Genomic DNA, 26,668 nt, shown 5'->3' with positions numbered 1-26,668 from the left:
TGGGACAAGCAGGACGGCCCGACGCCAGGGCCTCTGACCCGCTGATCGCAAGCGAAGTGGATGTCACGATGGGTTTCCCCGGTGTCTGGATGACGGAAAGCGAAAGCCTGATCTATCGGGTGGTGCCGAAATGCGCCTGCTCGACGATCGGCCAGATCATGTTCCATTCCGACCACGGCCGCTTCTTCGACGGGGACATCCACGATTCGACCGACGGGCTGCACAAATGGGCCCAGGACCACAGCCACGATCCGATCGAACGCGCGGTCCGGGCGCGTTCGGGCGTGACCTTCACCTGCGTGCGCAACCCCTATGCCCGGCTGCTGTCGTCGTTCTTCGACAAGATCGCGGGCATCCAGCGCAACGGCCGCCGCTATCGCGGCAACTTGGTCCCGCAGCTGGTGCAACGTTACGGCATTGACGTGGGCAGCCCTGACAACGGCTTCGAATTCGACCAGATCGCCAGTTTCCGCCGCTTTCTGCTGTTCGCGCGCGACACCGTCCGGTTCCGCAAGCCGATGGAGCCCGACATCCACTGGTCGGCCATGTCGGGCCACATCTCGACCTTCATCGTGAATGGCGGGCGCTACGACCAGATCTTCTTCACCGAGGCGTTCAACGAGGGCATGGCAAAGGTGCTGGCCGCCGCCGACACCAAGGTCGCGATCGACCTTGACCAGGTGCCCCGGTTCAACGAATCCGAAGGCCACGGCCCCAAGCGCGCGCACAAGGTCAGCGACTATTTCGACGACCTGTCGCGGCACCTGATCTGGGAGATCTACAAGGACGACTTCCGGCTGTTCCGCTACGACTTCGACGATCCGGACAACAAGATGCCCCTGGGCGAGGTCGACCTGGACGAGGTGCACGCCAAGCTGGGCCGCTGATCGGCCACCCGGCCATGAAAAACGGCGCCTCCCTTTCGGGGGCGCCGCAAATCCTGCCGCACCGGGGCGCGGCCAAAAGCGTGGATCAGACCGCGCCCTTGATGAAGGTCACCGCGTCGCCGACGGTCTGGATGGTTTCGGCGGCATCGTCGGGGATCTCGATCCCGAACTCTTCCTCGAACGCCATGACCAGCTCGACGGTGTCGAGGCTGTCGGCACCCAGGTCGTCGATGAACGAAGCGGATTCGACCACCTTGTCCTCGTCGACACCCAGATGCTCGACCACGATCTTCTTCACGCGATCAGCGATATCGCTCATGTCATATCCTCATTCTCGCGGGCATCCGCCCAAGTTTTGCACCGACACGCGGTCCGGTTCAGCACAGGGCGGTTCCCCTGCTGCTAAAGGCGGGGATATAGCACCCATGAACCCTCATGCAACCGATTTCGCACGGTTTCGTGCGCGCAATCCCGGCCGCGGACGCCGGGTCAGACCATCGCCATGCCGCCGTTGACGTGCAGCGTGGCCCCGGTGACATAGCTGGCCTCGGGGCTGGACAGGTACAGGACCGCGGCGGCGATCTCCTCGGCGCTGCCCATGCGGCCGGCGGGGATCTGCGTCAGGATCTTGCCCTTCTGGTCGTCGGTCAGCTTGTCGGTCATCGGCGTCTCGATAAAGCCGGGCGCCACGCAGTTCACCGTGATCCCGCGGCTGGCGACCTCGTAGGCCAGCGATTTCGACATGCCGACCACGCCCGCCTTGGCGGCGGCATAGTTGCCCTGCCCCGGATTGCCCGTGGCCCCCACGACCGAGGTGATGTTGACGATCCGCCCCCACCGGGCCTTCATCATGCCGCGCAGCACCGCGCGCGACAGCTTGAAGGTGCTGGTCAGGTTCACGTCCAACACCTGCGCCCATTCGTCATCCGACATGCGCATGAACAGGTTGTCGCGCGTGATTCCGGCATTATTGACCAGGATGTCGATCGACCCTATCGCCTCGGCCGCCGCCTTCGGCAGCGCCAGGACCGATTCCGCATCGCCCAGGTTCGCGGTCACGACATGCGCCCGCTCGCCCAGCCTGTCGGCCAGCGCGCGCAGCGGCGCCTCGCGCGTCCCGGACAGCGCCACCGTGGCCCCCGCCCCATGCAGCGCCTCGGCGATCGCGCCGCCGATCCCGCCCGACGCGCCCGTCACCAGCGCGGTCTTTCCCGTCAGATCGAACATCCCAAGCCTCTTCTTCTTTGTCCAAATACCCCCGGGGTCCGGGGCGGCGCCCCGGTCCGCCGGTCAGCCCTTCAGCGCCGCCACATCGGCAGGAGTGCCCACGTTGCGCACCGTCACGTCCTTGGCGATCCGCTTGATCATTCCCGACAGGGCCTTGCCCGCGCCGATCTCCCAGAACTCGGTGACGCCGCCCTCGGCCATCGTGGCGATCGACTCGCGCCAGCGCACGGTCCCGGTCACCTGCTCGACCAGCAGGCGGCGGATGGCGCCGGGCTCGGTCACGGCCTCGGCGCGCACGTTGGCGATCAAGGGCACGGCGGGGGGCTGGATGTCCACGCCCGCCAGCGCATCGGCCATGACCGCCGCGGCGGGCTGCATCAGCACCGAATGGAACGGCGCCGACACCGGCAGCATCAGCGCCCGCTTGGCGCCCGCGGCCTTCATCGCCTCGGCCGCGGCCTCGACCGCCCCCTTGTGCCCCGAGATCACGACCTGCGCAGGGTCGTTGTCATTGGCGGCCTGCACGACCTCGTCGCCCCCGATCTCGCGGCAGATGCGGTCAACGGTCTCGAAGTCCAGGCCCAGGATCGCGGCCATCGCGCCGACGCCCACCGGCACGGCCTCCTGCATGGCTTGACCGCGCAGGCGCAGCAGATGCGCGGTGTCGGCCAGCGTCAGCGACCCGGCCGCGCACAGCGCCGAATACTCGCCCAGTGAATGGCCCGCGACGAAATCGGCATTCGCGATGGTCAGGCCCTCGGCCTCCATCGCGCGGAACGCCGCGATCGACGTGGCCATCAGGGCGGGCTGGGCGTTCTGCGTCAGGGTCAGCGTGTCGGCGTCCCCCTCCCAGATCAGCGCGGACAGGCTCTCGCCCAAGGCCTCGTCCACCTCGTCGAAGACGGCGCGCGCCGCCGGATAGGCCTCGGCCAGTTCGCGGCCCATGCCGATGGTCTGGGCGCCTTGCCCCGGAAACACGAATGCCCGCATGGCGGTCCCCCCTGTGATCATTGCGTTGCAGACGGGCATAGCCGTTGGCGGCGCAAAGAAAAAGGGGCCACCGGGGGCCCCTTTTCAAACGTCAGGGTCGGTGGACCCGATCAGCCGACCAGTTCCAGGCCCGAGAAGAAGAATGCGATCTCTTCCTTGGCGGTGTCGGCGGCGTCCGAACCGTGGACCGAGTTCTCGCCCATGGACAGCGCGAATTCCTTGCGGATGGTGCCCTCGTCGGCGTTGGCCGGGTTGGTGGCGCCCATCACTTCGCGGTTCTTGGCAATGGCGTTCTCGCCTTCCAGGACCTGCACGACGACCGGCTCGGAGGCCATGAACTCGACCAGCTTGCCATAGAAGGGACGGTCCTTGTGGACCTCGTAGAACTTGCCGGCCTGGGCGGGCGACAGGTGGATGCGCTTGGACGCGACGATGCGCAGGCCGGCCTCCTCGAACTTGGCGGCGATCTTGCCGGTCAGGTTGCGGCGGGTCGCGTCGGGCTTGATGATCGAGAGGGTGCGTTCGATGGCCATGGTCTTCACCTTATCTGATGCGCGGGCCGGGCCCGCATGAAAGGAAATCCGCGCCCGGTTAGCAGGCTTGTCCGCCCCCGGCAAGGCGCGCGCGCAGGGCGGAACCCCCGGCGGCATCGGCGCCTTGTCCCCGTGCATCCTGCAGGAGACCACATGACGCAGCTTTCCTCGGCCCCCGCGCCCGCCCCGCCGACGGCCCGGCGATCCCTGACCACCGGCACCATCGTGGCCACGCTGGCGCTGGCCGCGCTGCTGGCGGCGTCCTGGTTCTGGTCGAACCTGCTGCTGATGTCCTTTGCGGCGATCCTGATCGCCATCGCGCTGCGCGCCGGCGCACGGGGGCTGAACCGGCTTCTGGGCCTGAACGTCAAGCTGGGCGTGCTGGTGGTGCTGCTGGGGGTGGTCGCGGTGCTGGCCCTGTTGGTGCGGCTGGCCGGACCGTCCGTCGGGGACCAGTTCGGTCAGCTGGCCGATGCCCTGCCCGGCTCGTGGCAGGCCATCCAGGACTGGGCGTCATCGTGGCCCGTCGCCGAGACCGTGATCCAGCGCGGAGAGGCTGCCGCCGGAGAGGACAACGCCATGCAGCTGGCGCAGCGCCTGCCCGACGTGTTCGGCATGGTCCTGGGCGGCCTGAATTCGGTCCTGGGCAGCCTGTCCTCGGCCTTCCTGTTGCTGATCCTGTCTCTCTACATCGCGATGGAGGCGGACCTGTATCGCGGCGGCGCCCTGCGCCTGGTGTCCCTGCCCCGCCGCGCGCGGGCGGCGCAGATCATGGACGAGCTGGGCGAACAGCTGGGCCGCTGGATGGCGGGCCAGGCGCTGGACATGGGCATCGTCGCCGTGCTGGCCGGGATCGGCCTTTACCTGCTGGACGTGCCGCTGGCCTTCATCCTGGCGGTGATCGCGGGCCTGACCAACATCGTGCCGATCATCGGGCCGTTCTTCTCGGGCGCGATCGCGGTGGTCGTGGCGGCGCCGCAGGGGCTGGATACGGCCATCTACGTCGCGCTGCTGTTCACCGTCATCCAGGTCTTCGAGGGCGAGGTGCTGATGCCGATGATCCAGAAATACGCGGTCCAGCTGCCCCCGGCCCTGACCGTGCTGGCCATCGTCGCGGTCGGTGCGCTGTTCGGGCTGGTCGCGGTGATCCTGGCCACGCCGCTGCTGATCGTGGTCATGCATCTTGTCCGCCGCATCTATGTCGAGGACGTGCTGGGCGACCGCATGGACTGAACCCCTGCCGCATCGCGCGGCAGGGCATGCAACTTTTACGTGCGCGGATGCACGCCCGGTCGTGATTTCGACACATGATCGGCCTATGCTGCGGGTGACATTGACCGGGGGTCGCGCGATGCAACCGTTCTGCAAGGGCCGCTATCGTGCCCGCCTGGCCGAAACGCCGGGCGATCTGCGCGAATCACAGCGGCTGCGCTGGTTGGCCTTCGTTGCGCGCACGGGCCGGTCCGACGACGGACAGTCACTGGACGCGGACCATCTGGACGACGACTGTCGCCACATGCTGATCCACGATCTGCGGGACGACCGGCTGGTCTGCAGCTTCCGATTTCTGCCACTGGCCGACGGTTCCCAGATCGCGCGCAGCTATTCGGCGCAGTTCTACGATCTGGCCGCGCTTGGCCGATTCGACGGTCCGATGGTCGAGATGGGGCGGTTCTGCCTGCATCCCGACTGCCACGACCCGGACGTGATCCGCCTGGCCTGGGGCGCGCTGACCCGTTTCATCGAGGAGACCGGGGTCGAGATGCTGTTCGGCTGTTCCAGCTTCAGCGGCCTCGACCCCGAGACCCATGCCGAGGCCTTTGCCATGCTCAAGGACCGCCACCTGGCGCCACGCCGCTGGTGGCCGCGCGTCAAGGCGCCGACCGTGTTCCGCTTTGCCCGCGCCCTGCGCCTGCGCCAGCCCGACCCCCGCCGCGCGGCAGAGACGATGCCGCCCTTGCTGCGCAGCTATCTGGCAATGGGGGGCTGGGTCAGCGACCATGCCGTCGTCGATCCGGCGCTGATGACCATGCATGTCTTCACCGGGGTCGAGATCCGCGCCATCCCTCCCGCCCGCCGCCGCCTGCTGCACGCGCTGGCCCAGCAGCCCGCCTGACATCCGCCCCGAAAACGGGCACGCTGCCCAAAACGCGGGCACATGCGGGCGATCTGCCCTTGGCGGATGCAGGATGGCCGGGGGCGGTGATTGACCTTGCCCGATGTCCGGCGCCCCTTGCCCCCATGTTCGACACCGGTGCCCCATCCATCCGCATGCAGCGCAGCCACGGGGCGGCGCATGTGGTCATGGGGCCGCGCGGCCTGATCGACCTGGCCCAGCGCGGGTCGGCCAAGGCGATGCTGCCCCGCATGACCGCGGGCCTGCCCGAGATCGTGTTCCTGAACACCGCGGGCGGGTTGGCATCGGGCGACGGGCTGTCCTTTGGCGTGGACCTGCGGGCGGGTACGCGCGCCCTGGCCACGACCCAGACCGCCGAACGCGCCTATCGCGCGACGGGCGCGCCTGCGCGGGCCTCGGTCGCAATAACGGTCGGCGCCGGCGGCTGGCTGGACTGGGTGCCGCAGGAGACGATCCTTTATGACGACGCTCGGCTGGAGCGGGACACGACCGTCGATCTGGCCCCCGGCGCGGGCTGCCTGCTGCTGGAGATGCTGGTCCTGGGCCGCCTGGCCATGGGCGAACGCCCGACGCGGCTGCATCTGCGCGACCGCCGCGTGGTGCGCCGCGCGGGTCGCGTGATCCACCACGATGCGCTGTCGCTGGACGACGACGCGCTTGCGCGGCTGGCGAACCCGGCCATGACCGCGGGTGCCCCGGCGCTGGCCACGCTGGCGATGATCGCGGATGACGCGCCCGACCGGCTGGCCGCCGCCCGCGCCGTTCTGGACGAGCCCGGCGTGACGGCCGCCGCCAGCGCCCCCCCCGGCCGGCTGGTCATCCGCCTGCTGGCCGCCGATGGCTGGCCCCTGCGACGGCAGATCAACCGAGTGCTGCGCGCCTTGCGCCCCGATCCCCTTCCCCGCATCTGGCAGGTCTGACGATGAACCTTTCCCCCCGCGAACGCGAGAAACTGCTGGTCTCGGTGGCCGCCATGGTGGCGCGTGGCCGCCTGTCGCGCGGCGTCAAGCTGAACCACCCCGAGGCGATCGCGCTGATCACCGATTACGTGGTCGAAGGCGCGCGCGACGGACGATCCGTCGCCGACCTGATGCAGGCGGGCGCCCGTGTGATCACCGCCGATCAGTGCATGCCCGGCATCCCCGCCATGATCGAATCCGTCCAGGTCGAGGCGACCTTTCCCGACGGGACCAAGCTGGTCACCGTCCACCACCCCATCCGCGAGGCCGCAGAATGAACGCCCTGATGAAACGCCTGACGCTTGCCGCCACCCTGCTGCCCTCGGCCGCGCTGGCCCATCCCGGCCATGTCCACGATGAGGCGCAGTTCATGCACGGGCTGGTCCACCCCGTCGGCGGGGCCGATCATCTGCTGGCGATGGTGGCGCTTGGCCTTCTGGCGGCGCAGCTGGGCGGGCGCGCGGTCTGGGCGCTGCCCGTGACCTTCGTGGGCGCAATGCTGGCGGGCGGCGCGATGGGCGCGGGCGGCATGGGCTTGCCAGTGGTCGAGCCGATGATCCTGGCCTCTGTCGTGATCCTCGGCGTGCTGGTCGCGATGGCCGCGCGTCTGCCGATGGGGGCGCTGGTCCCGATGGTCGCGGTCTTCGGCGCGGCCCATGGCTGGGCGCATGGGGCCGAGGGTCCGGCGACCGGCCTGCCCCTCTATGCGGCGGGCTTTGCGCTGGCCACCATGGCGCTGCATCTGGGCGGCATCGCCTTTGGCCGCCTGCTGTCGCGGGGGCTGGAGCTGCGCGTGCTGGGCGGCGGCACCGCGCTGGCGGGCTTGGCGCTGACGGTGGCATGACATGATTCCGGGTGAGATCCTGCCCGCCGAGGGCACCATTGCGCTGAACGACGGACGCGCGACGATCACGCTGATGATCGCCAATACCGGCGACCGGCCCATCCAGGTCGGCAGCCATTACCATTTCGCGGAAACCAACGCCGCGCTGGACTTTGACCGCACGGCGGCGCGCGGCATGCGGCTGGCCATCCCCGCAGGCACCGCCGTGCGGTTCGAGCCGGGCCAGTCGCGTCAGGTCACGCTGGTCGCCTACGCGGGCGACCGCATCGTGCACGGCTTTCGCGGCCAGATCGGGGGTGCGCTGTGACGACGCTGTCGCGCGCCGATTACGCGGCGCTTTACGGCCCCACGAAAGGCGACCGCATCCGGTTGGCGGACACGGAAATCATCATCGAGGTCGAACGCGACCTGACCATCCCCGGAGAGGAGGTCAAGTTCGGCGGCGGCAAGGTCGTCCGCGACGGCATGGGCCAAAGCCAGATCACCCGCGCGGGCGGCGCGATGGACACGGTCATCACCGGCGTCGTGGTCTTTGACCACCAGGGCATCGTCAAAGCAGACGTGGGCGTCCGCGACGGCATGATCGCGGGCATCGGCAAGGCCGGCAACCCCGACACCCAGCCCGGCGTGACCCTGATCATCGGCCCCGGGACCGAGATCATCGCCGGAGAGGGACGCATCCTGACCCCCGGCGGCTTTGACTGCCACATCCACTACATCTGCCCGCAGCAGGTGGACCACGCGCTGCATTCCGGCGTCACGACGCTTCTGGGCGGCGGCACCGGGCCTGCGCATGGCACGCTGGCCACGACCTGCACGCCGGGCCCGTGGCACATCGCCCGCATGCTGGAGGCCTGCGCCGACCTGCCGGTGAACATCGGCATCGCGGGCAAGGGAAATGCGTCGATCGCGGCGCCGCTGGAGGAGCAGATCCGCGCGGGCGCCTGCGCGCTGAAGCTGCACGAGGATTGGGGCACCACGCCCAAGGCCATCGACACCTGCCTGAGCGTCGCCGACGCGATGGACGTGCAGGTGATGATCCACACCGACACGCTGAACGAATCGGGCTTTGTCGAGGACACGATGGCCGCCATCGGTGGGCGCACCATCCACGCCTATCACACCGAAGGCGCGGGCGGCGGGCACGCCCCCGACATCATCCGCATGGTCGGCATGGCGAACGTGCTGCCGTCATCGACCAACCCCACGCGCCCCTATACCGCCAACACGGTCGAGGAGCATCTGGACATGCTGATGGTGTGTCACCACCTGGACCGCCGCGTCCCCGAGGACGTGGCCTTTGCCGAATCCCGCATCCGCAAGGAGACCATCGCGGCCGAGGATATCCTGCACGATCTGGGCGCGTTTTCGGTGATCTCATCCGACAGCCAGGCGATGGGCCGGATCGGAGAGGTGATCATCCGCACCTGGCAGACCGCGTCCAAGATGCGCCAGCAGCGCGGACGGCTGCCTGACGAACAGGGCCAGAACGACAACATCCGCGCCCGCCGCTATATCGCGAAATACACGATCAACCCGGCCATCGCACATGGGGTCAGCGCCCATATCGGGTCGATCACCCCGGGCAAGCGCGCCGATCTGGTCCTGTGGTCGCCCGCCTTCTTCGCGGCCAAGCCCGAGATGGTGCTGGTCGGTGGGCAGATCAGCGTGGCGCAGATGGGCGATCCGAACGGCTCGATCCCGGTGCAGCCGATCTTTTCGCGACCCATGTGGGGGCACAACCGCCGCGCTTCGGCGCTTTTCCTGTCGCGTGCCGGTCTGGAGGCCGGGGCCGGAGAGGCGCTGTCCAAGACCCTGATCGCGGTCGAGAACACCCGCGACATCGGCAAGCGCGACATGGCGATGAACGACGCCATGCCCGCAATCGAGGTCGATCCCGAGACCTACGAGGTCCGGGCCGATGGACAATTGTTAACCTGCGAGCCCGCGACGGAACTGCCGCTGGCACAGCGCTATTTCCTCTTCTGAGAGGGAGGACCCCACCATGATCGCAACCGCACATTCCATCATCCGCAACGCCCCTGCACCATTCGACGCCGAGGTCAGCCTGGACTATGAAGGCCGCCTGCTGCGCCGCAAGCGCCTGTCCTGCGAGGGGGGCGACTTCATGGTCGACCTGCCCGAGGTCACCAGCCTGGACGACGGCGACGCGTTCGAGCTGTCCGACGGCCGCCAAGTCGTCGTGCGCGCGGCGCCGGAACCGGTGCTGGTCATCCGCGGCAACCTGCCCCGGCTGGCCTGGCACATCGGCAACCGCCACACCCCCTGCCGGATCGAGGCCGACCGCCTGGTTATCCGCCAGGATCACGTGCTGGAGGCGATGCTGAAGCAGCTGGGCGCGGACATGTGCCGCAAGGACATGCCCTTCCGTCCCGAGGGTGGCGCCTATGGACACGGCCGCACCTTCGGCCATGACCACGGCCCCGCAACGAACCACCCCCATGGCGCGGGCGAACACCCGCATTCCCACGCGGAAGGCCACAGCCATGCGCATGCCGAAAGCCACAGCCACGCGCATGACCACGCCTGAGGCCGCCCGCCTGCAGCTGTCGCAACTGCTGTCGCCCGCCTTTCCGGTGGGCGGCTTTGCCTGGTCGCAGGGCTTGGAATACGCAATGGACGAGGCTTGGGTGACGCGCGCGACACTGCCGCAATGGCTGGCCGACTGGCTGGATCACGGCGCGGGCTGGTCCGATGCGGTGCTGCTGTCGCTGGCCCTGCGTCCCGATGCCGACCATGCCGACCTGGACGACCTGGCCCGCGCGGCCTGCATGAGCAGCCAGCGCCTGGCCGAGACCACTGAGCAGGGCGCGGCCTTCGCCGCCAACATGGCCGCGCTGACCGGGTCGCCGCAGCCGCCCGTGGCCCTGCCCGTCGCCATGGGCCGCGCCTGCGCCGCCCTGCCCCTGCCTCCGGCAGAGATCATCGCGGCCTTCCTGCAGGCACAGGCGGCGGCGCTGATCAGCGCGGCGGTGCGGTTCCTGCCCCTGGGCCCGGTCGAGGGACAGCGGATGCTGGCCGCGCTGCAGCCGCGCATTCTGGTCCGCGCCGCCTGCGCCGTCACGGCCACGCCCGACGATCTGACCAGCGCCACCTGGGGCGCCGACATCGCCGCGATGGCCCACGAAACCATGACCACAAGGATCTTCCGCTCATGAGCTTGAATGGCCCTCTCCGCGAGATCGCCCGCGCGCTGGCCCCCCGCCTGTCGATGGCGGTGATCACCAACGACATCTATACCCGCGAGGATGCCGAGGCACTGATGCGCGCTCAGGTCCTGCCTGTCGAACGCATCCGCGGGGTCGAGACCGGCGGCTGCCCCCACACCGCCATCCGCGAGGATGCCAGCATCAACCTCGCCGCCATCGCCGATCTGAACGCGGCCTTCCCGGATCTGGAACTGATCCTGATCGAATCGGGTGGCGACAACCTGGCCGCGACCTTCAGCCCGGAACTGGCCGACCTGACGATCTATGTGATCGACACGGCCGCGGGGCAGGACATTCCCCGCAAGCGCGGCCCGGGCCTTGCGCGGTCCGACCTCTTGGTTGTGAACAAGACAGACCTGGCCCCGCATGTCGGCGTCGATGCCGCACTGCTGGAAAAGGATGCACATGAGGCACGGGGACCCCGTCCCGTGGTCATGGCCCAGCTGCGTCACGGCCGCGGCGTGCAGCAGATCGTCGATTTCTTGGTCGAACAGGGCGGCCTGACGCCTCGCGCGGCGTAACTTTGCCCGGCGGGCGGGCATTTGCTCCGCCCACTGCCGAAGTCCGCGCCACTGCCTGCGCGGGGCGCGCAGGGACTGCTGAAATCCTGTCCAACTGCCCGATTTTCCCCTCTTTCTGCACATGCGAAGGCCACGCGCCTTCCCAAGGACAACAGGGACACCGGCCGACGCGCCGGGGGGAAAAGGGTAACGATGACCAAGCTGACCAAGATCCTGATGCTGACCAGCGCCCTGACGCTGGCCCACGCCGCCCATGCGCAGGAGGGCGAGCCGATCAAGATCGGCGTGCTGCATTCGCTGTCGGGCACCATGGCGATCTCGGAGACCACGCTGAAGGACACGGTCCTGATGCTGGTCGAACAGCAGAACGCCAAGGGCGGCGTGCTGGGCCGCCCGCTGGAGGCGGTGGTCGTCGATCCGGCATCCGACTGGCCGCTGTTCGCCGAAAAGGCGCGCGAGTTGCTGACCGTCAGCGACGTGGACGCGATCTTCGGCTGCTGGACCTCGGTCAGCCGCAAGTCGGTCCTGCCCGTGATCGAGGAGCTGAACGGCCTGCTGTTCTATCCCGTCCAGTACGAGGGCGAGGAATCGTCCAAGAACGTCATCTATACCGGCGCCGCCCCGAACCAGCAGGCGATTCCCGCCGTCGACTACATGCGCGACGAGCTGGGCGTGGAAAGCTGGGCTCTGCTCGGCACCGACTATGTCTATCCGCGCACTACGAACAACATCCTGGACGCCTATCTGAAGGATAACGGCACCGCACCCGAGGACATCTTCGTCAACTACACCCCCTTCGGCCATTCCGACTGGTCCAAGATCGTGGCCGATGTCGTGGCGCTTGGCGCGGGCGGCAAGAAGGTCGGCGTCGTGTCCACCATCAACGGCGACGCGAACGTTGGCTTCTACAAGGAGCTGGCCGCGGCCGGCGTGTCGGCGGACGAGATTCCGGTCATGGCGTTTTCCGTGGGCGAGGAGGAGCTGTCGGGCCTGGATACCGCCAACCTGGTCGGCCACCTGGCCGCCTGGAACTATTTCCAGACCGCCGAATCGGACGCGAACACCGCCTTCATCGAGGAGTGGAAGGCCTTCACCGGCGATGCGGATCGCGTGACCAACGACCCGATGGAGGCCACCGTCATCGGCTTCAACGCCTGGGTCGCTGCGGTCGAGGCTGCGGGCACCACCGACGTGGACCCGGTTCTTGACGCGATCGTCGGCGTCGAGGTGCCGAACCTGACCGGCGGCACGGCCACCGTCCTGCCCAACCATCACATCACCAAGCCCGTCCTGATCGGAGAGATCCGCGAGGACGGCCAGTTCGACATCGTCAGCCAGACCGACCCCGTGCCGGGCGATGCCTGGACCGACTTCCTGCCGGAATCGGCGGTGCTGGACGCCGACTGGCCGGGCAAGGACTGCGGCATGTTCAACACGGAAACGGACAGCTGCGTCCAGGTCCAGTCGAACTACTGACGTGACGGTCGGGCGGCCCCGCGCCGCCCGGCCCTTCGTGCGAAGGAAGCCCCCGTGATCCGCCATCGTCTTCTTGCCTGCGCGCTTGCGCTGATCCTGCCGTGGTCGGCCCAGGCCAACCCGGCCCTGCAGGCCGTCATCGACGCGAACCTGGACCAGATCGAACGCCCCTCGCGCCAGACGGTCGGGCCGCTGGTCGACCAGATCGCGGCGACCGGCCCCGAGGGCCTGGCGATGCTGCAGGCCTGGGCCGACCGCAGCCTGGGCCTGACGGAAACCGGCCAGGTTCTGATCATGGACGACGACACGGCCACGGACGCGGTGACCGGCGATGCGGTCGCGGGGGCCGATCCGCGCATGCTGCGCCCCAATTCCGGCGTGCGCGGCGTGATCGAGGCGGCGCTGGCCGCGGGCGCGCTGACCGACCCCGACCCCGCGCGCCGGGCGGCCGCGCTGCAGTCGCTGGAACGCGGCGCGGCACCCGACCAGCTGCCGCTGCTGCGCGCGGCCTTGGACGATCCCGACCCCGTGCTGGCGGCGCGCAAGGCGCGGCTGGAACGCCTGCTGACCATCCAGCACGACCCCGACAGCGCCGCCCGCGTCGCCGCGATCGAGGAGATGGCGGGCGACGTCGGCCTGGATTTCCGGGCCGCGCTGAACCCGCTTCTGGTGACCCGCGCGGTGGTGGCCCCCGACACGCCGCCCGGCGCCAATGTCGCGCGCGAACTGACCCCCGGCGACGCGGGCCTGTCGCGCGAGGCGGCCCTGGCCCAGCTGGTCCAGCAGGACCTGCTGCAGCCGCCCTTGTCGGGCGCCGATCAGCGTGCCGCGCTGGCCGCCAACATCACCGACGGGGCGGTGGCGGGCGTGCCGGTGGATCAGCTGTCCGACCAGGCCGCCCGCGACCGTGCCTATCAGGCGCTGGAGGCGGCAGGCGCCGTCCCCCCCGCCGCGACGAAAACCGAAATCCAGGCCGCCCTGGGTGCCAGCCGCTTCTTCGAGGTCTATGCCGAACCCGACCCCGCCGTGACGGACGCGGCCAAGGCCGCCCAGATCCGCGCCCAGGTGCGCCTTGGCGCGATGACCGGTATCGACCTGGGGCTGGACGCGCTGTCGCTGGCATCCATCTATTTCCTGGCGGCCATCGGGCTGGCGGTCACCTTCGGCGTCATGCGGGTCATCAACATGGCGCATGGCGAGTTCATCATGATGGGCGCCTATACCGCCTACACCGTCCAGACCGTCATCGCGGACCGCACGCTGTCGCTGGTGGTGGCGCTGCCCCTGGCCTTCGCGGTGACCGCGCTGGCGGGGGTGGTCCTGTACCGTCTGGTGATCCGGCACCTGGCCAACCGCCCGCTGGAGACGCTGCTGGCGACCTTCGGCGTGTCCATCGCGTTGCAGCAGCTGGCCAAGAACATCTTCGGCACCCAGGCCCGCCCGCTGACCGCGCCCGCCTGGCTGGAGGGGTCGATCACCGTGAACGACGTCATCGGCATCAGCGCGATCCGGGTGGCGATCTTCGTGCTGGCGCTGCTGTTCCTGGGGCTGTTCCTGTTCATCATGAAGCGTACCCGGTTGGGCCTTGAGGTCCGCGCGGTCACCCAGAACCCCGGCATGGCGGCATCCATGGGCATCAACCCCGACCGCATCGCCATGATGACCTTCGGTCTGGGGTCCGGCATCGCGGGGATCGCGGGCGTGGCGATCGGTCTGTTCGCGCAGGTCACGTCCGAGATCGGCCAGCAATACATCGTTCAAAGCTTCATGACCGTGGTCGTGGGCGGCGTGGGCAACATCTGGGGCACGCTGGCGGGGGCCGCCCTGATCGGCGGACTGTCCAAGGTGATCGAGTTCATGAACCCCGCCAACACGCTGGCCGCCCAGACCTTCATGATCCTGTTCATCATCATCTTCATCCAGTTCCGGCCGCGCGGGATCATCCCGCAGCGCGGTCGCGCGGCCGAGGCATAAGACATGACCCGAACCCCCTTCATCCTGAGGAATCCGTCGGTCCTGGCGATGCTGGCCGTGCTGGCGGTGCTGACACTGGCCGTCACGCTGACCAGCCAGGCCTATGGCACCGGCGCGCTGCCGACATCGACGGTCAAGATCCTGGGCATGACGCTGTGCCTGGCGCTGGCGGCGGTCGCGATGGACCTGGTCTGGGGATACCTGGGCATCCTGTCCCTGGGCCAGATGGCGTTCTTCGCGCTTGGCGGCTACATGATCGGGCAATGGCTGATGTATGCGCGCACCGACGCCATCGTCGCGCCGCAGCTGGCGCAATCGCCCATCCCCCCCACCCCGCAGGAGGTCCGCGACGCGGTCACCAACCAGATCTTCGGCGTGGTCGGGTCGTCCGACCTGCCGCTGGTCTGGTCCTTTGCGCATTCGCTGTGGCTGCAGCTGCTGCTGGTCGTGGCGGTGCCAGGGCTTCTGGCGTTGGTCTTCGGCTGGCTGGCCTTCCGCAGCCGCGTCAACGGCGTCTATCTGTCGATCCTGACCCAGGCGATGACGCTGGCGCTGGCGCTGTGGCTGTTTCAGAACGACAGCGGGTTCCGGGGCAACAACGGGTTGTCGGGCCTGCAGAACCTGCCGGGGCTGGACCATGTGGGCCAAGCGACCCTGTCGGTGTGGTTCCTGTGGGCATCGGCCGCGGCGCTGGCGCTGTTCTATGCCCTGGCCGCCTGGCTGGTCAGCGGCAAGTTCGGCAGCGTCACCCGCGCCATCCGCGACGACGAGACGCGCGTGCGGTTCCTGGGCTATCCGGTCGAGGGGTTCAAGCTGGTCGTCTTCACCTTGGCCGCGATGATCACCGCCATCGCCGGGGCGCTGTACTATCCCCAGGCCGGGATCATCAACCCGGCCGAGATGATGCCCATCGCCTCGATCTACCTGGCGGTCTGGGTGGCGATCGGCGGGCGCGGGCGGCTGTACGGCGCGGTCATCGGCGCGGTGGTCGTGTCGCTTCTGTCCAGCTGGTTCACCGGCGGGCGGGCGCCGTCGATCCACCTGCCGGGATACGTGGTGAACTGGGTCGACTGGTGGCAGGTGCTGCTGGGCCTGTCCTTCGTGCTGGTCACGCTGTTCGCGCCCAAGGGCATCGCCGGGGTGTTCGACCTGTCCGGCCGCAAGGGAGACCGGGCATGAGCGCGCTTCTGGAGGTCAGCGGGATCAGCAAGTCCTTCGACGGGTTCAAGGCGATCAACAACCTGTCCTTTTCCATCAACGCGGCCGAGCTGCGCGCGGTGATCGGGCCGAACGGCGCGGGCAAGACGACGTTCATGGACATCGTGACCGGCAAGACGCGCCCCGACACGGGCGAGGTGCTGTGGGGGGCCACGTCGAAATCGCTGCTGAAGCTGTCCGAGGCGCAGATCGCCCGCGAGGGGATCGGTCGCAAGTTCCAGCGCCCCACCGTGTTCGAGGACCAGTCGGTCGCCGACAACCTGGTGATGGCGCTGAAGGCCGACCGCAGCCCGTTCGCGGTGCTGGGCTGGCGGCCCACGGCCGCGTCGCGGGACCGCGTGAGCGAGCTGGCCACCGAGGTCGGGCTGGCCGACCAGCTGCCCCGCCCGGCCGGAGAGCTGAGCCACGGCCAGAAGCAGTGGCTGGAGATCGGGATGCTGCTGGCATCCGACCCGCGGCTGCTGCTGGTCGACGAACCCGCGGCCGGCATGACCCTGGCGGAACGCGAACAGACCACGACGCTGCTGTGCCGGCTGGCGGAAACGCGTGCCGTGGTGGTGGTCGAACACGACATGGATTTCGTGCGCCGCCTGAACTGCAAGGTGACCGTGCTGCACCAGGGGTCCGTGCTGGCCGAGGGCAGCCTGGACCACGTGACCCGCAATCCCGACGTCATCGACGTCTATCTGGGGCGATGAGATGATCGAGGCCAAGAATCTGACCCTGCATTACGGCGGCAGCCAGATCCTGCACGGGATCGACCTGGTGGCGCGCCCCGGAGAGGTCACCTGCGTGATGGGCAACAACGGCGTGGGCAAGACCAGCCTGATGAACCTGCTGGCCGGCAGGCATCCCCGGTCGGGCGGGGACATCACCTGGGACGGCAAGCCCCTGGGCCGGCTGTCGGCGCAGCGGATGGCGCGGATGGGCGTGGGCTATGTCCCGCAGGGCCGCGCGATCTTTCCGATGCTGACGGTGCGCGAGAACCTGGAGACCGGGTTCGCCTGCCTGCCCCGCGGCGACAGGCGCATCCCGGACGCGATCTTCGACAGCTTTCCGGTGCTGGCCGAAATGGCGCATCGGCGGGGCGGCGATCTGTCGGGCGGCCAGCAGCAGCAGCTTGCCATCGCCCGCGCGCTGATCACCAGACCCCGCGTGCTGCTGCTGGACGAGCCGACCGAGGGGATCCAGCCAAACATCATCGCCCAGATCGGGCGGGTGATCGCCGGGCTGCGCGACCGGGGCGACATGGCGATCGTGCTGGTCGAGCAGTTCTTTGACTTTGCCTGGGATCTGGGCGACCGGTTCCTGGTCATGGAACGCGGGCGCGCGGTGCTGCAGGGGCCGAAATCCGATCTGGCGCGGTCGGACCTGCACGCCCGCCTGGCGGGACATGCCAGCGCCTGAAGGACGTCGTCGCGGACGGTGGCAGGGGGGCTGCCAGCCCCCCTGACCCCCCGGAAGGCCGGCACCCGGACATGACCGTCCTGCCCTAGCGCTTGCGTTCCCACTTGCCCGATTCTTCGGACAAGTATTCCGCCTCGACGCCCGCGGCGGTCAGCTCGCGCCATTGTGCGCGGGCGCGTTCCAGCGCCTGCGCGTCGCCCCCGTCGAACAGGATGCAGGTCCGCTGCACGGCCTGCGCGCGATCGGGCGCAACCGGAGCACCGTCCAGCGCCATCAGGCAGGACGGGTCGTTGGCGGCAGGCTGATCGGGCAGGGTCAGCAGGATCGGCTGTCGCGCGTCATGGGGGCCGCCGAACAGGCCGTGCGGCAGGAAGCCGTCGCCCTGCCACAGCTGCTGGTCCAGACGGTCCAGACGATCCGGGTCGGGGGCCGACAGTTCGACCCGCCAACCCGCGGACAGCGCCTTGGTCAGCAGGACCGGCAGCAGCGCCTCGGCCGGGGACCGGGTCAGGTGATAGAACAGCGCCTTGCCCATGTCAGCGCAGCACCCCGGCGATGGCGGCGCGCCCGCCGGCAAGGGGCAGCGTCGCCCCGGACGCCGACGATCGCGGGCGTCCGGGGCGTGCGCAGGCGGTGCACGGGGCGTGCACCGCAGACGTCGCGGGGCTCACGCGTCCTCGAAGCCGTCGCGCACCAGGCGATCCAGCGTCATCACGCCCCAGCCCGACGCGCCCTTGGGCGCCAGGTCGGTGCCGCCCGGCGGCAGGGCCACGCCCGCGATGTCGATATGCGCCCAGGGCTGGCCTTCCTTGACGAAGCGCTGCAGGAACTGCGCCGCGGTGATCGAGCCCGCCGCGCGCCCGCCCGAGTTCTTCATGTCCGCCAGGCGGCAGTTGATCAGCCCGTCATAGGCCGCGCCCAGGGGCAGGCGCCATGCGCCCTCTCCCTCCGACTTGGCGGCCGACAGGATCTGGCCCGCCAGCATGTCGTCGTTCGAGAAGACGCCCGCATTGTCATGGCCAAGCGCGATGATGACCGCGCCGGTCAGGGTCGCCAGGTCGATCATGGCACGGGGGCGATAGGTTTCCTGCGCGTACCAGAGGACGTCGGCCAGGACCAGGCGGCCCTCGGCGTCGGTGTTCACGACCTCGATCGTGTCGCCCTTCATCGACTTCAGGATGTCGCCGGGACGATAGGCGCGCCCGTCGGGCATGTTCTCGACCAGGCCGACCAGGCCCACGACATTGGCCTTGGCGCGGCGCAGCGCCAGGGCGCGCATGGTGCCCGCGACGACGCCCGCGCCGCCCATGTCCATGGTCATCTCCTCCATGCCGGCGCCCGGCTTGATCGAGATGCCGCCGGTGTCGAAGACGACGCCCTTGCCGACCAGCGCCAGCGGCGCCTCGTCGCCGCCGCCGTTCCAGCGCATCACCACGACCTTGGAGGGCGATTCGCTGCCCTGGCCCACGGCCAGCAGGGCGCGCATGCCCAGCTTGGCCAGCTGATCCTCGTCCAAAACCTCGACCTCCAGGCCGATCTCCTGCATGGCCAGCAGGCGGTCGGCGAAGTCGGTGGTGGTCAGGACGTTGGCGGGTTCGTTGACCAGGTCGCGGGTGAAGAACACGCCCTCGGCCACCGCGGCGGCGTCCTGGGCGGATTTCGCCAGTGCCTCGGGATCCTTGACCATCACGGTGACGCGGGCCTTGTCGCCGATGGGCGCATCGGCGCTGTCGGGGGCCTCGGTCGCCTGCGCATCGCCCAGGACGGCGTCGTCCTGTCCGGCCTGTTGTTCGGGGATCAGCCCCTCGGCCTGGGCCGGGGCGGCGTCCGGCGTCGCGGGCTTGGTCTTGTAGACCGAGAAATCATAGCCGCGCAGCGCCAGCCCGAACGCGATCTGTCCGGCCTGCTTGTGGCTGCCCGCCAGAACCAGCGTGTGCCCGGTGCCCAGCTTGGCGCCCAGGGCGGCCCCCGCGCGGCGTGCCTCGGCCTGGGTGGCGGAATTGGGCAGCATTACCAGGATCAGCGCGTCGGCGGCCATGCCCGCGGGAAAGGCCAGCTCCAGCGCCTGCCCGGACTTGAGCGCGCGCCCCGCCTTGGAGGCCAACGCGCGTGTCGCGGCGTCGCGGATCACGCGGGGCAGCTTGCCCGGCAGCTTGGACGCGTCGGTCATGATCAGGGCCACGCGGCCATTGTGATCGGCCAGCTTGTCCAGCGCGACCTCGGTGAAGTTGATTTCGACAGGTTGGGTCATTGCAAAACGGTCCTCACGTCTGGTTGCGCCGACCCTAGACCCCCGCCCGGCCCTTTTCCAGAGCCGCCCTTGCCGCTAAGCAGGACGGAACGTCACGCCAAGGACCATCCATGCCGCGCATCGATCGATACATCCTGGGACAGCTGCTGACGCTGTTCGGGTTCTTTGCCCTGGTGCTGGTGTCCGTCTACTGGATCAACCGGGCGGTCAGCCTGTTCGACGATCTGCTGAACGACGGCCAGACCGCCCTGGTGGTTCTGGAGTTCACGGCGCTGACGCTGCCGCTGGTCATCTCGGTCGTGCTGCCGGTGGCGGCATTCGCGGCGACCGCCTATGGCACCAACCGCCTGGCCGGCGAATCCGAACTGGTGGCGATGCAGTCGGCGGGCCTGGGGCCGTGTCGGCTGGCGCGGCCAGTGCTGATCTTCGGCGTCTTCGTCGGCGTGATGGTGGCAGTGCTGGTTCACGGGCTGGTGCCCATGGCCCGCGCCCGCCTGGCCGACCGCAGCGCCGAGATTGCCGAAAACGTGACCGCGCAGTTCCTGCGCCCCGGCAGCTTCCAGTACCCGGCGCGCGGGGTCACGCTGTTCATCCGCGACGTGGCGGGCGACGGTCGCCTGCTGGACCTGTTCATCGAGGATTCGCGCGATCCCGCCGACCAGGTCACCTATACCGCGCAGGAGGCGCTGGTCGTCCGGAACGATACCGGCCCGGTGCTGATCCTGCTGGAGGGCATGGCGCAGAACCTGCGCCCCGGCCCCGACGGCCCGGTCCTGTCGGTGACCCGTTTCGACGAATTCAGCTATGACGTGGGGGCGATGTTCGCGGGCGGCGGCAGCCGGGGCCGCGACCTGCGCGATTTCGGCACGCTGGCGCTGCTGCAGGCCGACCCGGCCGTCCTGGAGGCCACCGGCGCGACCGCCGCCGACGCCCAGCGCGAGGCGCACGAGCGCCTGGCCCAGCCGCTGCTGTCGCCGATCGCGGCCATGCTGGGCTTTGCCACGCTGCTGATCGGCGGGTTCTCGCGGTTCGGGGTGTGGCGGCAGGTGGGCTGGGCCACCCTGTCGCTGATCGCGGTGCAGTTCCTGACCAACGCGGCCGCGAACCAGGTCGGCCGCGATGCCGCGCTGTGGCCGCTCCTGTATCTGCCCGCCGTCCTGGGCGCGGGGCTGTGCCTGTCCTTCCTGTGGCTGGCCGCCCGGCCGCGCGGACCACGCGAGGTCGCCCGATGATCCTGGCTCTTTACGTCGCGCGCCGCTTCCTGCGCGCCTTCCTGATGATCGCGGGGGTGTTCCTGCTGATCCTGTTCCTGATCGACATGATCGAGATCATCCGCCGCTTTTCGGGCCGCGACATCGGCCTGGGCGGGGCGGCGCGGCTGGCCGGGCTGAACATCGCCGGCAGCTTCTATTCCATCCTGCCGCTGATGACGGTGCTGGCCGGGATCACGCTGTTCCTGGGCCTGGCCCGCAGTTCGGAAATGGTGGCGATCCGCGCATCGGGCAGGTCGGCACTGCGCGTGGTGCGGGCCCCGGTGGCCACCGCGATCGTGCTGGGGGCGCTGACCGTGGGCCTGCTGAACCCGCTGGTCGCCGCCACCGGCTCGCTTTACGACGACGCCGTGGCCGAGATCGACCGCGCCGGCAGCCAGACCGTCAGCCTGGGCGACAGCGCCGTATGGCTGCGCCAGGCCGTCCAGCAGGGCGGAGAGGAGGCCGGCCAGATCGTGATCCGCGCCAGCCGCGCCAGCCCCGATGCCGTGACGCTGTATGACGCCAGCTTCCTGGTCTTCGGCGCCGAGGCCGGTCCGATCCGCCGCATCGAGGCCCGAGAGGCGCGGCTGACCCCCGGGGCCTGGGACCTGCGCGATGTCAGCGACTTTCCCCTGGATCAGCCCAATCCGCAGGCGGCCGTGACCCGCAGCGCCGCGATGACCCTGGCGTCGGACCTGACCGCCCAGCGCATCCGCGAGGGGTTCGGTCGTCCCGAATCGGTGCCGGTCTGGCAGCTGCCGCAGTTCATCGCCGGGCTGGAACGCGCGGGCTTTTCCGCCGCCCGGCACAAGGTCTGGTTCCAGACCGAACTGGCACGCCCGTTCCTGATGGCCGCGATGGTGCTGATCGCCGCGGCCTTTACCATGCAGCATGTGCGGGGCCGCAACACCGGCGGTGCCGTGCTGATGGCGTTCGGCGCGGGGATCGCGCTGTTCTTTCTGCGCAACCTGGCGCAGGTTCTGGGGGATAACGGGCAGATCCCGCCCGCGATGGCGGCCTGGACGCCGCCCCTGGTCGGCGCGATGCTGGCCCTGGGGCTGATCCTGAGACGGGAGGACGGATGAGCGCGCGCATGGTAAGCCGGGGCCTGCTGCGGGCTGGGGTGGCGCTGATCGCGCTGTCCGGTCCGCTGGCCGCCCAGTCGATGTTCGATGCCGATGACGGCATGGGCGTGCAGCCGCTGACGGGCATGCCGGGCAGCATGTCCGCCGACAGCGGCGTGACGGCCCTGGCGCCCGAATCGGTTGCCCTGGGCAGCGCGCCCGTGGCCGACCGCACCCCCTCGCCCCAGAACCCGATGGTGGTGGGACCCGATGCCGACGTGACCCTGCCCGGCGGCGGGCCGCGCGATCCGCAGTCCGGGGCCGCCACGCTGCTGGCCGACCGGATCGACGTCGCGGGCGACCAGACCCTGACCGCGTCCGGCGGCGTCGTGGTCTGGCACCAGGGCGCCCGGCTGGTTGCCGACCGGATCGTCGTCGACGGCGACAGCGGCGATCTGACCATTGAGGGGCCGATCCACCTGTCCCGCCCCGGCGCCGCCGACCCCGAGACCGACGCCATCCTGATCGCCGACAGCGCCCAGCTGGACAGCGAACTGCAGGATGGCATCGTCCTGGGCGCGCGGCTGGTGCTGGCCCGCGAACTGCAGCTGGCCTCGACCCGGCTGGAGCGGCGCGAGGACGGACGGATCAGCCAGCTGGACAATGTCGTGGCCTCCAGCTGCCAGATCTGCGCGACCGATCCGACGCCCCTATGGGAGATCCGCGCCCGCAGCATCATCCACGACGCCGACACGCGGCTGATCACCTTCGACCGCCCGCAGCTGCGCGCCTTCGGCGTGCCCCTGGCCTATGTGCCCTTCCGTGTGACCGCGCCCGACCCGTCGGTGGAACGCCGCTCGGGCTTTCTGCGCCCCGAGATCCGTACGACCTCGGGCCTGGGGTTCGGGGTCAAGCTGCCGTATTTCCAGACACTGGGCGACAGCACCGACCTGACCGTCACCCCCTATGTCAGCGAAAGCCGCACCCGCACGCTGGAGCTGCGCTATCGCCAGGCCTTCACAACCGGGGCCACGGAATGGAACGGCGCGATCAGCCGCGACGACCTGCGCCCGGGCGAGACGCGCGGCTATCTGTTCGGCGCGGCCCAGTTCCTGCTGCCGCGCGACTATCGCCTGGCCCTGCAGGTCCAGAATGCCAGCGACCGCGCCTATCTGCTGGATTACGGCGTCACCGATGCCGACCGCCTGTGGAGCGGCGTCAGCGTCGAACGCGTGCGCCGCGACAAGCTGTTCTGGGGCCGCGTCGGCAACTATGAGACCCTGCGCGAGGACGAGGACAACGCGACCTCTCCGGCGCAGGTGGCCGACGCCATCTGGATGCGCCGCCTGACGCCACGCCTGATCGGCGGCGAGGCGCTGCTGGAATGGTCGGCCCATGCCCATCGCCGCCCGTCGGACAGCGACCTGGTCGGTCGCGACGTGGCGCGCGCGTCCGTGGGCCTGGACTGGCGGCGCAACCAGATCCTGCCTGGCGGGATTGTCGCGGCCGCCCTGGCCGGGCTGGACGCGGATCTGTACCGCATCGCGCAGGACGACCAGTTCGACGACGTCGTGACCCGCGTCGATCCGCAGGTCGGGTTCGAACTGCGCTGGCCCCTGGCCGGCGGCACGGGCGGCGCCACCCATATCGTCGAGCCGGTGGTCCAGGTCCTCTATTCGCCGCGCGGCCGCGACCAGGACATCCCGAACGAGGACAGCCGCCTGATCGAGTTCGACGAAGGCAACCTGTTCTCGGACAACCGCTTTCCGGGCTGGGACGTGCGCGAGACCGGGCTGCGCGCCAACATCGGCGCCACCTGGACGCGGATCGATCCGACAGGCTGGTCGATCGGGGTGACCGGCGGGCGCGNGCTGCGCGCGCGCGATGCCGACAACTTTGCCGCCGACAGCCCCCTGGGCGGGCGCAGCTCGGATTGGCTGCTGGCCGCGAACTTCGACAATGGCGGCGGGCTGGCCGTGGCCAACCGCGCGCTGTTCGACGATTCGGCGCGCATCTCGCGCAATGAATTGCGGGTGGGCTGGCTCCGCCCGGACCTGAACCTGTCGGCCGGCTACATCTGGATCGACCGCGACGAGGACGAGGGCCGCGTCGTCAACGCCAGCGAACTGGCCGCCAATGTCGGATGGCAGATCGCGGACGGCTGGTGGGGCGAGGCCGAGACGCGGTATGATTTCGCCGCCGACCGGGCACAGCGCGCGGCCTTGCGCGTGGCCTATCGCAACGAATGCATCACGCTGGAAAGCGGCCTGTCGCGGCGCTTCAGCAGCAGCGACCTGCTGCGCGCGGAAACCAGCTTCGACCTGTCGGTCCGCCTTGGCGGGTTCGGCGCACAAGAAGACGGCCCCGGCACGGTGGCGCGCCGCAACTGCATGCGCTAACCTGCGGGCCAAGGACCAGATGAGGGCAGACATGCGGCAATTTCTTTCGGGTATCGCCCTGGCGGCGATGATCGCCACGGGCGCCGTGGCGCCGGCGGCGGCGCAGAACCTGTTCGCGCCCGTCGTCTATGTGAACGACAGCGCCGTCACCCGCTATGAGGTCGATCAGCGGATGCGGTTCATGCAGGTGATCGGCGCCCCCGACGCCAGTGCCACCGCTGCCGAACGGGCACTGGTCGACGACCGCCTGCGCATCCAGGCCGCCCGCCAGATCGGCGTCGAGATCACCCCCGAGGGGCTGCAGGCCGGGCTGGAGGAATTCGCAGGCCGCGCGGGTCTGGACGCGGCAGGCTTCATCGCCCAGCTGGAACGCGCCGGCATCGAGGAAGGCGTGTTCCGCGATTTCGTCGAGGCGGGCACCGTCTGGCGCGACGTCGTACGCGCCCGCCTGCTGCCCCGCGTCAACGTCACCGACGCCGAGGTCGACCAGGAGCTGCAGCGCGTGATCGAGACGCCGATCATCGACCGCGTCCTGCTGTCGGAGCTGATCATCCCCGCCCCTCCGGGACAGGAGGCGCAGGCCCTGCAGCTGGCCGAACGCATCGCCGCCTCGCGCCCGACCGAGGCCCAGTTCGCCGAAGCCGCGCGGCAGTATTCGGCGACCCCCTCGGCCGAGGCGGGCGGGCGGCTGGAACTGCTGGCGCTGGACAATCTGCCGCCCAGCCTGCGTCCGATCATCGCCGGCCTGCAGCCCGGCCAGACCACGCCGCCCCTGCCGGTCGAAGGCGCGGTGGTCCTGTTCTTCCTGCGCGACGCCCAAGGCACGCTGCGCCCGGGCGCGCGCGAACAGGTGCTGGACTACATGACCCTGCGGCTGGCCTCGGTCACCGATGCGGCCAACCTGGCCGCGCGGGCCACCAGCTGCGACGACCTTTACGTCCAGGCAGGCCCCGAGGCCGCCGCCCAGATCCAGCGCCAGACCGTGTCCCAAGGCGCGATCCCGCAGATGATCGGCGCGCGCCTGGCCTCATTGGACGCCAACGAGGCCGGGGTGGTCCCGTTGGGCGCGGGGGCCGATCTGGTGATGCTGTGCTCGCGCCAGCCCGCGCTGGCCGCCCAGGCCCAGGTGGCCACCACCGCCCTGCCCGATGACGGGGTCGAGGCCGCGATCCCCCAGCCCGAAGTCCAGGGCATCCCCTCGCGCGAGGCCGTCCGCGACCGGCTGTTCAACGCCAAGATCAACACCGCCGCCGAAGGGCTGCTGGCCGATCTGCGGGCCGACGCGATCATCCGGCGGCCCTGATGGCGCGCATCCTGCTGACCTGCGGCGAACCCGCGGGCATCGGCCCCGAACTGGCGCCGCTGGCGCTGGCCGCGGGCGTGGACCTGGTCTGGATGGGCGATCCGCGCCACCTGCATCCGACCGCCGCCTGGACCGCGGTCGCGGACCCCGACGATGTCGTTCCGCCCGGCCACCTGCCGGTGCTGCGCCATGACTTCGCAGGCCCCGCCACGCCCGGCCGCCCCGACCCCGCCCATGCGGCCGATGTGGTCGCGGTCATCGCCCGCGCGGTCGATCTGGCGATGGCCGGCCGCGTGGCCGCGATCTGCACCGCCCCCATCAGCAAGGAGGCCCTGATCCGCGGCGCGGGCTTCGCCTTCCCGGGCCATACCGAATTCCTGGCGCATCTGGCGGGCGACGTGCCGGTGGCGATGATGCTGGCCTCGACCACGGTGACGCCGCCCTGCCGGGTGGTGCCCGCGACGATCCACATCCCCCTGGCCGACGTGCCCACAGCCCTGACCGAACAGGCACTGGAACAGGCGATCCGCCTGACCCATGCCGCGATGATCCGCGATTTCGGCCTGCCCACCCCGCGCATCGCGGTTGCGGGGCTGAACCCCCATGCGGGCGAAGGCGGCATGATGGGCACCCAGGACCGCGACATGATCGCCCCCCTGATCGCCCGTCTGCGCGATCAGGGCCTGCACGTCACCGGCCCCCATCCGGCGGACACCCTGTTCCACGCCCCCGCGCGGGCGCGCTATGACGCGGCCGTCGCCTGCTATCACGACCAGGGCCTGATCCCCATCAAGACGCTGGATTTCGACGGCGGCGTGAACGTGACGCTCGGCCTGCCCTTCATCCGCACCTCGCCCGATCACGGCACCGCCCTCGACATCGCGGGCAAGGGGCTGGCCGATCCTTCCTCGACCATCGCCGCGCTGCGTCTGGCGCGCTCCATGGCGGACAGCCGGGCATGAGGTTTCTCCTTTGCCCAAATACCCATTGGCGCG

Annotated in this window: 27 protein-coding genes; 21 read left to right on the top strand and 6 right to left on the bottom strand. The window is 69.7% G+C overall.

Translation table 11 applies throughout. The features are described 5' to 3' along the window. The first annotated feature begins 68 nt into the window (after nucleotides 1-68). Nucleotides 69-887, top strand: coding sequence for a sulfotransferase family protein (locus tag GBO37_RS17435; RefSeq protein ID WP_045981788.1), 819 nt, complete (start codon nucleotides 69-71; stop codon nucleotides 885-887). A gap of 85 nt (nucleotides 888-972) precedes the next feature. On the opposite strand, the gene GBO37_RS17430 is transcribed toward GBO37_RS17435, so the two are convergent. The 4 genes from GBO37_RS17430 to ndk form a co-directional block, all read right to left on the bottom strand. Next, nucleotides 973-1,206: an acyl carrier protein gene (locus GBO37_RS17430; protein WP_042251881.1), complete on the bottom strand. Its 234-nt coding sequence runs from the start codon at nucleotides 1,204-1,206 to the stop codon at nucleotides 973-975. A 170-nt stretch (nucleotides 1,207-1,376) separates the two neighbouring features. Beyond that, nucleotides 1,377-2,114, bottom strand: coding sequence for a 3-oxoacyl-ACP reductase FabG (fabG, locus tag GBO37_RS17425; RefSeq protein ID WP_252930185.1), 738 nt, complete (start codon nucleotides 2,112-2,114; stop codon nucleotides 1,377-1,379). Nucleotides 2,115-2,177: 63 nt separating this feature from the next. Next, complete coding sequence (gene fabD / locus GBO37_RS17420; RefSeq protein WP_139598494.1) at nucleotides 2,178-3,104, bottom strand: ACP S-malonyltransferase; 927 nt, start codon at nucleotides 3,102-3,104, stop codon at nucleotides 2,178-2,180. Nucleotides 3,105-3,214: 110 nt separating this feature from the next. Next, entirely contained in the window at nucleotides 3,215-3,637 is a 423-nt protein-coding gene (gene ndk / locus GBO37_RS17415; protein ID WP_252930183.1) for a nucleoside-diphosphate kinase, read from the bottom strand. 153 nt (nucleotides 3,638-3,790) lie between these two features. Here ndk and GBO37_RS17410 point away from each other — a divergent pair, with 153 nt between their 5' ends. From GBO37_RS17410 to urtE, 15 genes are all read left to right on the top strand, one after another. Next, nucleotides 3,791-4,870: an AI-2E family transporter gene (locus tag GBO37_RS17410; protein WP_252930182.1), complete on the top strand. Its 1,080-nt coding sequence runs from the start codon at nucleotides 3,791-3,793 to the stop codon at nucleotides 4,868-4,870. A gap of 118 nt (nucleotides 4,871-4,988) precedes the next feature. Then, on the top strand, nucleotides 4,989-5,753 hold the full coding sequence (locus tag GBO37_RS17405) for a GNAT family N-acetyltransferase (RefSeq protein WP_046000337.1): 765 nt from the start codon (nucleotides 4,989-4,991) through the stop codon (nucleotides 5,751-5,753). A gap of 125 nt (nucleotides 5,754-5,878) precedes the next feature. Further along, nucleotides 5,879-6,694, top strand: a complete 816-nt coding sequence (locus GBO37_RS17400) for an urease accessory protein UreD (RefSeq protein WP_252930181.1) — start codon at nucleotides 5,879-5,881, stop codon at nucleotides 6,692-6,694. 2 nt (nucleotides 6,695-6,696) lie between these two features. After that, nucleotides 6,697-7,011, top strand: a complete 315-nt coding sequence (locus tag GBO37_RS17395) for an urease subunit gamma (protein WP_252930180.1) — start codon at nucleotides 6,697-6,699, stop codon at nucleotides 7,009-7,011. Further along, entirely contained in the window at nucleotides 7,008-7,577 is a 570-nt protein-coding gene (locus tag GBO37_RS17390; RefSeq protein WP_252930179.1) for a HupE/UreJ family protein, read from the top strand. Before GBO37_RS17395 ends, GBO37_RS17390 begins: the two co-directional genes overlap by 4 nt. 1 nt (nucleotide 7,578) lies before the next feature. Next, the gene (locus tag GBO37_RS17385; protein ID WP_148911300.1) at nucleotides 7,579-7,884 is read left to right on the top strand and encodes an urease subunit beta; all 306 of its coding nucleotides are present in this window, start codon (nucleotides 7,579-7,581) and stop codon (nucleotides 7,882-7,884) included. Then, nucleotides 7,881-9,566: an urease subunit alpha gene (ureC, locus tag GBO37_RS17380; protein ID WP_148911299.1), complete on the top strand. Its 1,686-nt coding sequence runs from the start codon at nucleotides 7,881-7,883 to the stop codon at nucleotides 9,564-9,566. The genes GBO37_RS17385 and ureC overlap by 4 nt, the downstream gene beginning before the upstream one ends. Before the next feature lie 16 nt (nucleotides 9,567-9,582). Continuing rightward, nucleotides 9,583-10,128 (top strand): urease accessory protein UreE, encoded by a 546-nt coding sequence (locus tag GBO37_RS17375; RefSeq protein WP_252930178.1) that lies wholly within the window; start codon nucleotides 9,583-9,585, stop codon nucleotides 10,126-10,128. Continuing rightward, nucleotides 10,091-10,756: an urease accessory protein UreF gene (locus GBO37_RS17370; protein ID WP_371927623.1), complete on the top strand. Its 666-nt coding sequence runs from the start codon at nucleotides 10,091-10,093 to the stop codon at nucleotides 10,754-10,756. Before GBO37_RS17375 ends, GBO37_RS17370 begins: the two co-directional genes overlap by 38 nt. Continuing rightward, nucleotides 10,753-11,328: an urease accessory protein UreG gene (ureG, locus tag GBO37_RS17365; protein ID WP_252930176.1), complete on the top strand. Its 576-nt coding sequence runs from the start codon at nucleotides 10,753-10,755 to the stop codon at nucleotides 11,326-11,328. Before GBO37_RS17370 ends, ureG begins: the two co-directional genes overlap by 4 nt. A gap of 216 nt (nucleotides 11,329-11,544) precedes the next feature. Beyond that, nucleotides 11,545-12,804 carry an urea ABC transporter substrate-binding protein gene (urtA, locus tag GBO37_RS17360; protein ID WP_252930197.1) on the top strand — a complete coding sequence of 420 codons (1,260 nt, stop codon included), beginning with the start codon at nucleotides 11,545-11,547 and terminating at the stop codon, nucleotides 12,802-12,804. 54 nt (nucleotides 12,805-12,858) lie between these two features. Continuing rightward, entirely contained in the window at nucleotides 12,859-14,778 is a 1,920-nt protein-coding gene (urtB, locus tag GBO37_RS17355) for an urea ABC transporter permease subunit UrtB (protein ID WP_371927622.1), read from the top strand. A 3-nt stretch (nucleotides 14,779-14,781) separates the two neighbouring features. Continuing rightward, nucleotides 14,782-15,957 carry an urea ABC transporter permease subunit UrtC gene (urtC, locus tag GBO37_RS17350; RefSeq protein ID WP_252930175.1) on the top strand — a complete coding sequence of 392 codons (1,176 nt, stop codon included), beginning with the start codon at nucleotides 14,782-14,784 and terminating at the stop codon, nucleotides 15,955-15,957. After that, entirely contained in the window at nucleotides 15,954-16,694 is a 741-nt protein-coding gene (urtD, locus tag GBO37_RS17345; protein WP_252930174.1) for an urea ABC transporter ATP-binding protein UrtD, read from the top strand. The genes urtC and urtD overlap by 4 nt, the downstream gene beginning before the upstream one ends. A gap of 1 nt (nucleotide 16,695) precedes the next feature. Beyond that, nucleotides 16,696-17,403: an urea ABC transporter ATP-binding subunit UrtE gene (gene urtE / locus GBO37_RS17340; protein WP_046000027.1), complete on the top strand. Its 708-nt coding sequence runs from the start codon at nucleotides 16,696-16,698 to the stop codon at nucleotides 17,401-17,403. 85 nt (nucleotides 17,404-17,488) lie between these two features. On the opposite strand, the gene GBO37_RS17335 is transcribed toward urtE, so the two are convergent. Together GBO37_RS17335 and GBO37_RS17330 are read right to left on the bottom strand one after the other, a co-directional pair. Beyond that, nucleotides 17,489-17,938: a DNA polymerase III subunit chi gene (locus GBO37_RS17335; RefSeq protein WP_252930173.1), complete on the bottom strand. Its 450-nt coding sequence runs from the start codon at nucleotides 17,936-17,938 to the stop codon at nucleotides 17,489-17,491. A 132-nt stretch (nucleotides 17,939-18,070) separates the two neighbouring features. Continuing rightward, a complete protein-coding gene (locus tag GBO37_RS17330) occupies nucleotides 18,071-19,654 on the bottom strand; it encodes a leucyl aminopeptidase (RefSeq protein WP_252930172.1) in 1,584 nt (527 codons plus the stop codon). A gap of 110 nt (nucleotides 19,655-19,764) precedes the next feature. On the opposite strand from GBO37_RS17330, the gene lptF reads away from it, so the two are divergent. The 5 genes from lptF to pdxA all read left to right on the top strand — a co-directional run bounded on the left by lptF (nucleotide 19,765) and on the right by pdxA (nucleotide 26,635). After that, complete coding sequence (lptF, locus tag GBO37_RS17325) at nucleotides 19,765-20,886, top strand: LPS export ABC transporter permease LptF (RefSeq protein ID WP_252930170.1); 1,122 nt, start codon at nucleotides 19,765-19,767, stop codon at nucleotides 20,884-20,886. Beyond that, nucleotides 20,883-21,992, top strand: a complete 1,110-nt coding sequence (gene lptG / locus GBO37_RS17320) for an LPS export ABC transporter permease LptG (RefSeq protein ID WP_046000023.1) — start codon at nucleotides 20,883-20,885, stop codon at nucleotides 21,990-21,992. Before lptF ends, lptG begins: the two co-directional genes overlap by 4 nt. Continuing rightward, entirely contained in the window at nucleotides 21,989-24,370 is a 2,382-nt protein-coding gene (locus GBO37_RS17315; protein WP_252930169.1) for an LPS-assembly protein LptD, read from the top strand. Before lptG ends, GBO37_RS17315 begins: the two co-directional genes overlap by 4 nt. A gap of 31 nt (nucleotides 24,371-24,401) precedes the next feature. Next, on the top strand, nucleotides 24,402-25,673 hold the full coding sequence (locus GBO37_RS17310) for a peptidylprolyl isomerase (RefSeq protein WP_252930168.1): 1,272 nt from the start codon (nucleotides 24,402-24,404) through the stop codon (nucleotides 25,671-25,673). Next, the gene (pdxA, locus tag GBO37_RS17305) at nucleotides 25,670-26,635 is read left to right on the top strand and encodes a 4-hydroxythreonine-4-phosphate dehydrogenase PdxA (protein WP_252930195.1); all 966 of its coding nucleotides are present in this window, start codon (nucleotides 25,670-25,672) and stop codon (nucleotides 26,633-26,635) included. The genes GBO37_RS17310 and pdxA overlap by 4 nt, the downstream gene beginning before the upstream one ends. Nucleotides 26,636-26,668 lie beyond the last annotated feature (33 nt).

The sequence above is a fragment of the Paracoccus sp. 08 genome, from assembly GCF_024105395.1.
GTDB lineage: Bacteria > Pseudomonadota > Alphaproteobacteria > Rhodobacterales > Rhodobacteraceae > Paracoccus > Paracoccus marcusii.
This window is presented reverse-complemented; position numbering and strand designations above follow the sequence as displayed.

Excerpts from the sequence above, each read along its gene's own strand:
- GBO37_RS17435 (WP_045981788.1), top strand. The coding sequence starts at position 69 with ATGGGTTTCCCCGGTGTCTGGATGACGGAAAGCGAAAGCCTGATCTAT.
- GBO37_RS17430 (WP_042251881.1), bottom strand. The coding sequence starts at position 1,206 with ATGAGCGATATCGCTGATCGCGTGAAGAAGATCGTGGTCGAGCATCTG.
- fabG (WP_252930185.1), bottom strand. The coding sequence starts at position 2,114 with ATGTTCGATCTGACGGGAAAGACCGCGCTGGTGACGGGCGCGTCGGGC.
- fabD (WP_139598494.1), bottom strand. The coding sequence starts at position 3,104 with ATGCGGGCATTCGTGTTTCCGGGGCAAGGCGCCCAGACCATCGGCATG.
- ndk (WP_252930183.1), bottom strand. The coding sequence starts at position 3,637 with ATGGCCATCGAACGCACCCTCTCGATCATCAAGCCCGACGCGACCCGC.
- GBO37_RS17410 (WP_252930182.1), top strand. The coding sequence starts at position 3,791 with ATGACGCAGCTTTCCTCGGCCCCCGCGCCCGCCCCGCCGACGGCCCGG.
- GBO37_RS17405 (WP_046000337.1), top strand. The coding sequence starts at position 4,989 with ATGCAACCGTTCTGCAAGGGCCGCTATCGTGCCCGCCTGGCCGAAACG.
- GBO37_RS17400 (WP_252930181.1), top strand. The coding sequence starts at position 5,879 with ATGTTCGACACCGGTGCCCCATCCATCCGCATGCAGCGCAGCCACGGG.
- GBO37_RS17395 (WP_252930180.1), top strand. The coding sequence starts at position 6,697 with ATGAACCTTTCCCCCCGCGAACGCGAGAAACTGCTGGTCTCGGTGGCC.
- GBO37_RS17390 (WP_252930179.1), top strand. The coding sequence starts at position 7,008 with ATGAACGCCCTGATGAAACGCCTGACGCTTGCCGCCACCCTGCTGCCC.
- GBO37_RS17385 (WP_148911300.1), top strand. The coding sequence starts at position 7,579 with ATGATTCCGGGTGAGATCCTGCCCGCCGAGGGCACCATTGCGCTGAAC.
- GBO37_RS17375 (WP_252930178.1), top strand. The coding sequence starts at position 9,583 with ATGATCGCAACCGCACATTCCATCATCCGCAACGCCCCTGCACCATTC.
- GBO37_RS17370 (WP_371927623.1), top strand. The coding sequence starts at position 10,091 with ATGCCGAAAGCCACAGCCACGCGCATGACCACGCCTGAGGCCGCCCGC.
- ureG (WP_252930176.1), top strand. The coding sequence starts at position 10,753 with ATGAGCTTGAATGGCCCTCTCCGCGAGATCGCCCGCGCGCTGGCCCCC.
- urtA (WP_252930197.1), top strand. The coding sequence starts at position 11,545 with ATGCTGACCAGCGCCCTGACGCTGGCCCACGCCGCCCATGCGCAGGAG.
- urtC (WP_252930175.1), top strand. The coding sequence starts at position 14,782 with ATGACCCGAACCCCCTTCATCCTGAGGAATCCGTCGGTCCTGGCGATG.
- urtD (WP_252930174.1), top strand. The coding sequence starts at position 15,954 with ATGAGCGCGCTTCTGGAGGTCAGCGGGATCAGCAAGTCCTTCGACGGG.
- urtE (WP_046000027.1), top strand. The coding sequence starts at position 16,696 with ATGATCGAGGCCAAGAATCTGACCCTGCATTACGGCGGCAGCCAGATC.
- GBO37_RS17335 (WP_252930173.1), bottom strand. The coding sequence starts at position 17,938 with ATGGGCAAGGCGCTGTTCTATCACCTGACCCGGTCCCCGGCCGAGGCG.
- GBO37_RS17330 (WP_252930172.1), bottom strand. The coding sequence starts at position 19,654 with ATGACCCAACCTGTCGAAATCAACTTCACCGAGGTCGCGCTGGACAAG.
- lptF (WP_252930170.1), top strand. The coding sequence starts at position 19,765 with ATGCCGCGCATCGATCGATACATCCTGGGACAGCTGCTGACGCTGTTC.
- lptG (WP_046000023.1), top strand. The coding sequence starts at position 20,883 with ATGATCCTGGCTCTTTACGTCGCGCGCCGCTTCCTGCGCGCCTTCCTG.
- GBO37_RS17310 (WP_252930168.1), top strand. The coding sequence starts at position 24,402 with ATGCGGCAATTTCTTTCGGGTATCGCCCTGGCGGCGATGATCGCCACG.